Here is a 677-nt window from a genome sequence, read left to right as displayed (position 1 = left end):
GCGCTGGATTTCGTCACGCTGCTGGCCGTCACGGCCACCAACCTGGCCATGCTCTCGGTCGCCCTGCCCCTCATCATGGGGCGCGGGGTGAGCCGGGCCGCGCGCTGCGCGCAGGCCAGCGTCGCGCTGCAGGCGCTGTCCTGGGCGGCGATCATCGCCTCCTCGCATCTCTGGGACCGGGCACTGTCCACCCTCTCCATCGGCAGTGCCGCGGCCGCCCAGTGGGCCCTTTTCACGGCACTGCAGGAATGGCTGGGGCCGCGGCCCGGGCGCCGATGGCTGCCCTGGCTCGTGGCGGTGATCCCGCTCGGCTACGCGCTCGGCTTCGGGGACTACGCCTTCCGCGTGGGCTGGGCCAACCTGCTGCTCGCCGCGCTGCTGGCCGTGGTGGCGCGGACGTTGTGGCCGAAGTCGCGTGGCTGGCTGCTGCCGCTGTGCGTGGTGTTCTTCATCATCGACCTCGGCTTCGTCATCGCCAACGGCGCCAAGCTGCTGCAGGGCGCCTGGTTCCCGGTGGTGCTGGGCATCTTCCTGTTCACCATGATGCGCACCTGGCGCCGTGGCCGCGAGCTGCTGCGCGACGAGATCCGCAAGGACGGCATCCGCCTGGATACCTTCCTGCCGGGCCTGATGCTGGCCCCGCCGGTGCGCGTGCCGGGCACCGCGGTGTTCCTCAC

The 677-nt window shown here is 71.6% G+C and carries 1 protein-coding gene; it reads left to right on the top strand.

The genetic code is table 11. The features are described from left to right. On the top strand, positions 1 to 677 hold a 677-nt coding region (locus tag MPC4_RS21020; RefSeq protein WP_210253689.1), incomplete at both ends, for a KUP/HAK/KT family potassium transporter.

The sequence above is a fragment of the Methylocella tundrae genome, assembly GCF_901905185.1.
In the GTDB taxonomy this organism is placed as follows: Bacteria; Pseudomonadota; Alphaproteobacteria; order Rhizobiales; family Beijerinckiaceae; genus Methylocapsa; species Methylocapsa tundrae.
The sequence above is the reverse complement of the archived record's forward strand: the minus strand, read 5'-3'. Positions and strand labels throughout refer to the sequence as shown.